A 3,513-nucleotide genomic window follows, 5' to 3' on the forward strand; every position below is an offset into this window, starting at 1 on the left:
GCGGCCCCGCCGACGAGCGTGCGCGGGCCGGTCACCGGCCCGCGCGGCTTCCGCACCGGCTTGGGGTGGGCGAAGCTGGCCCGCACACCGCCGAACTCGCCCTCGTAGGACGCCGGTTCCTCGGCCCACAGCGCCTGCATCAGGCGCAACCGGTCGCGGACCAGCTCCCGCCGGGTGCGCCACCGGACGCCGTGGTCGGCAGCCTCCTCGACGTTCCAGCCGTAGCCGAGGCCGAGGGTGAAACGGCCGCCGGAGAGGTGGTCGAGGGTGGCGATCTGCTTGGCCAGGGCGATCGGGTCGCGCTGGGCGACCAGGGTGATCCCGGTGCCGAGCCCCAGCCGTTCGGTGACGGCGGCGGCCTGGCCGAGGGCGACGAAGGGGTCGAGGGTGCGGCCGTACTCCGGCGGCAGGTCGCCGCCGGCGGGGTAGGGCGTGGTCCGCTCGACCGGGATGTGGGTGTGTTCGGGCAGGTAGAGCCCGGCGTAGCCGCGCTGTTCGAGCTCGCGCGCCAGACGGACGGGGGTGACGGTCTCGTCGGTGAGGAAGATCGTGACGGCGATGCGCATGGGTCATCTGTACCGGGGGCGGGTCCATCTGTCCATACCGACTGGTCGGGATTCGGCGCCGGATGCGGTGGGCGGCTCCGGCGCGTGCGGGCGCGTTCTGGCCGGGCGCCTCGTTCCCCGCCCCGCTTCCGGGCGCCTACGGTGGAGGCGTGACGACCATCCGCGGCACGCTGCCCCCGGGCTCACCGGACTACGTCTACGTACCCGTCGAAGTACCGTCGGGAACCGCCGAGTTGAAAGTCTCCTACACCTACGACAGGCCGGCCGTCCCACCCGGCACCCCCGGCAACGCCCTCGACATCGGGCTCTTCGACGAACGCGGCACCGACCTCGGCGGGCGGGGATTCCGGGGCTGGTCGGGGGGTGCCCGGACGGAGTTCTCCGTGCGGGCGGACGAGGCGACGCCCGGGTACCTCCCCGGGCCGCTGAACCCCGGCACCTGGCACATCGCGCTCGGCCCGTACACCGTGGCGCCGCAGGGGCTGTCGTACGAACTGACGGTCACGCTGACGCCGGGAGAGCCCGGCGGGACCCCCTCGCCGGTGTATCCGCCGCCGCGCGCCCGGGGGCGGGGCCGGGCCTGGTACCGGGGCGACTGCCATCTGCACTCCTGGCACTCCGACGGCCGCCGCACCCCGGCCGAGATCGCGGCGCTGGCCCGCGCGGCCGGGCTGGACTTCATCAACAGCTCGGAGCACAACACCAGTTCGGCGCACGCGCACTGGGCCGACGCGGCGGGCGAGGACCTGCTGGTGCTGCTCGGCGAGGAGGTCACCACCAGAAACGGCCATGTGCTGGCCCTCGGCACCGAGCCGGGCACCTTCGTGGACTGGCGCTACCGGGCCCGGGACCACCACTGGGCCCGGTTCGCCCGGCGGATCCGCGAGGCCGGCGGCCTGGTCGTACCGGCCCATCCGCATGCCACCTGCGTGGGCTGCGCCTGGAAGTTCGGGTTCGCGGGGGCGGACGCGGTCGAGGTGTGGAACGGGCCCTGGACGCCGGACGACGAGGTGGCGCTGGCGGCCTGGGACGCGCGGCTCGTCGCCTCGGTGCGCGGGGAGCAGCGGGAATGGCTGCCGGCCATGGGCGACAGCGACGCCCACCGGGACCCGGACGCGGTCGGCCTGCCCCAGACCGTCGTCCTGGCCGACGACCTGACCCGCGAGGCGATCCAGGAGGGCCTGCGGGCCGGCCGCTCCTACGTCGCCGAGTCCCGGCACGTCTCCCTGGCCTTCACGGCGACCACCGAGGGGGGCGGACAGGCCGGCATCGGCGAGCGGCTGGCGGTGGACGCGGACACCCCGGTGACCGTCCGGCTGGAGGTCGAGGGGGGTCCGCGCTGCTCGGTCCGCTTCGTCACCGACCAGGGCGTGCTGTTCACCGGCGACCCGCTGCCGGTGTCGGGCACGGGCGCCGCCGAGTGGCGCACGACGGCAGCCTACGCTGCGTACGTACGGGCCGAGTTGCGGCACGAGACGGCGCTCGGACCGGTGCCCGGGGCGATGGCCGCGTTCACCAATCCGGTCTTCCTCGGGGCTACTTGATCTGGTCCGCCGCCCACTCGGCCCACTCCCGCCGCATCGCGTTGAAGCGCAGGCCGTACTCCAGGGCGATCCGGCCGTAGACGGAGAGGTTGTCGTCGTCCCAGTCGACGGAGTCGGCGAGCTGCCGCAGCTGCTCGTAGCCCTCCCGGGACATCTCGGTCAGCTCCGTCAGGTACTCGCGCGCCTGCTCGGGCCGCAGCACGCCGAGGAAGAAGACGCGCAGCAGGATGTCGCTGCGGGTGTTGCGCTGGGGTCTGGTCCCGGTCAGCCAGTGGCGCAGCTCCCCCATGCCCTCGTCGGTGAGGGCGTACTCCTTGCGGCCGCGCGGCCCCTGCGCGCTCACCGTGATCAGCCCGGAGCCCGCCAGCTTGGTCAGCTCGGTGTAGATCTGGCTCTGGGTGGCGGGCCAGACGTTGGCCAGCGAGGTGTCGAACGTCTTCAGCAGGTCGTAACCGCTGGCGGGACGCTCGGAGAGCAGGCCCAGCAGTGCGTGTCTGAGGCTCATGACCCCCACTCTACATTCCACTGTTGACATGTCATGAGTCGACCTTCTACTTTTGACATGTCGAGAGAGGAACTCGGCGCCGGACCCAGACCCAGACCACCGGGGGATCCCATGTCGTACCTGCGCTCGTTCTTGCCGTGGATCGTCTTCGCCGTCATCCCCTCGGGGGACTGGCAGTGGGGCGCCCTGGCCGCCCTCGTGCTGTCCGTGGGGATCATCGCCGAGCAGAAGCGGGGCGGGGCCGGTTTCGACGCGCTCATCATCGAGTCCGGCTCGGCGGTCTTCTTCGCGGTCCTCGCCGCCATCGCCTTCGCCGACCCGCACTCGGGCGTGCACGACTACTCCGCGGCTCTCTCCTCCGGCACCCTCGCCGTCATCGCCGGCGTCTCGCTGGCCATCGGCCGGCCGTTCACCCTGGGCATCGCCAAGCGCACGACACCGCGCGAGTACTGGGGGCTGAAGCCGTTCATCCGCACCAACGTGATCATCACCGCCGTCTGGACCGCCGCCTTCGCCGTGACCGCCGTCGTCCTCGCCCTGCTGGACCACGCCGGCCACGCCCACTCCACGGCCGCGACCGTCGTCCAGATCGCCGGCTTCGCGGTGCCGATGGTCTTCACCGTCCGCTACGTCGCCCACGTCCAGGCCAAGGCCCAGGCCCAGGCCGCCGGACAGGTGGCCCGATGACCACCGCGCCCCGGCACCTCTGCGGGAACCACGCCCCGGTCGCCGAGGAACTCACCGCCCACGACCTGCCCGTGACCGGCACGATCCCGCCCGGGCTGTCCGGCTGGTACCTGCGCAACGGCCCGAACCCGGCCGGCCCGCGGGCGGCGCGCGCCGCTACCTCGACTCCCGCCCAGGCCGCCGTCCCGACCCCGCCGCCCGCGCCCGCGGC

General features: G+C 73.3%; 5 protein-coding genes. 3 read left to right on the top strand and 2 right to left on the bottom strand.

The features are described 5' to 3' along the window. A partial coding sequence (locus ACWEN3_RS43655) for a TIGR03619 family F420-dependent LLM class oxidoreductase (protein ID WP_452983466.1) occupies positions 1 to 566 on the bottom strand: 566 nt, incomplete at its 3' end. A gap of 62 nt (positions 567 to 628) precedes the next feature. Between ACWEN3_RS43655 and ACWEN3_RS43660 the strand changes: the two genes are divergently transcribed. Continuing rightward, complete coding sequence (locus ACWEN3_RS43660) at positions 629 to 2,110, top strand: CehA/McbA family metallohydrolase (protein WP_452983469.1); 1,482 nt, start codon at positions 629 to 631, stop codon at positions 2,108 to 2,110. Here ACWEN3_RS43660 and ACWEN3_RS43665 read toward each other — a convergent pair. Further along, positions 2,103 to 2,615 (bottom strand): PadR family transcriptional regulator, encoded by a 513-nt coding sequence (locus tag ACWEN3_RS43665; protein ID WP_452983472.1) that lies wholly within the window; start codon positions 2,613 to 2,615, stop codon positions 2,103 to 2,105. The genes ACWEN3_RS43660 and ACWEN3_RS43665 overlap by 8 nt on opposite strands. Before the next feature lie 111 nt (positions 2,616 to 2,726). Here ACWEN3_RS43665 and ACWEN3_RS43670 point away from each other — a divergent pair, with 111 nt between their 5' ends. Both ACWEN3_RS43670 and ACWEN3_RS43675 read left to right on the top strand, forming a co-directional pair. Continuing rightward, positions 2,727 to 3,302, top strand: a complete 576-nt coding sequence (locus ACWEN3_RS43670; RefSeq protein ID WP_452983475.1) for a hypothetical protein — start codon at positions 2,727 to 2,729, stop codon at positions 3,300 to 3,302. After that, a partial coding sequence (locus ACWEN3_RS43675; protein WP_452983478.1) for a carotenoid oxygenase family protein occupies positions 3,299 to 3,513 on the top strand: 215 nt, incomplete at its 3' end. The genes ACWEN3_RS43670 and ACWEN3_RS43675, both read left to right, overlap by 4 nt.

It is taken from the genome of Streptomyces sp. NPDC004561 (assembly GCF_053602155.1).

Coding starts and splice junctions, on each gene's coding strand:
- ACWEN3_RS43660 (WP_452983469.1), top strand. CDS start 629: ATGCGGTGGGCGGCTCCGGCGCGTGCGGGCGCGTTCTGGCCGGGCGCC.
- ACWEN3_RS43665 (WP_452983472.1), bottom strand. CDS start 2,615: ATGAGCCTCAGACACGCACTGCTGGGCCTGCTCTCCGAGCGTCCCGCC.
- ACWEN3_RS43670 (WP_452983475.1), top strand. CDS start 2,727: ATGTCGTACCTGCGCTCGTTCTTGCCGTGGATCGTCTTCGCCGTCATC.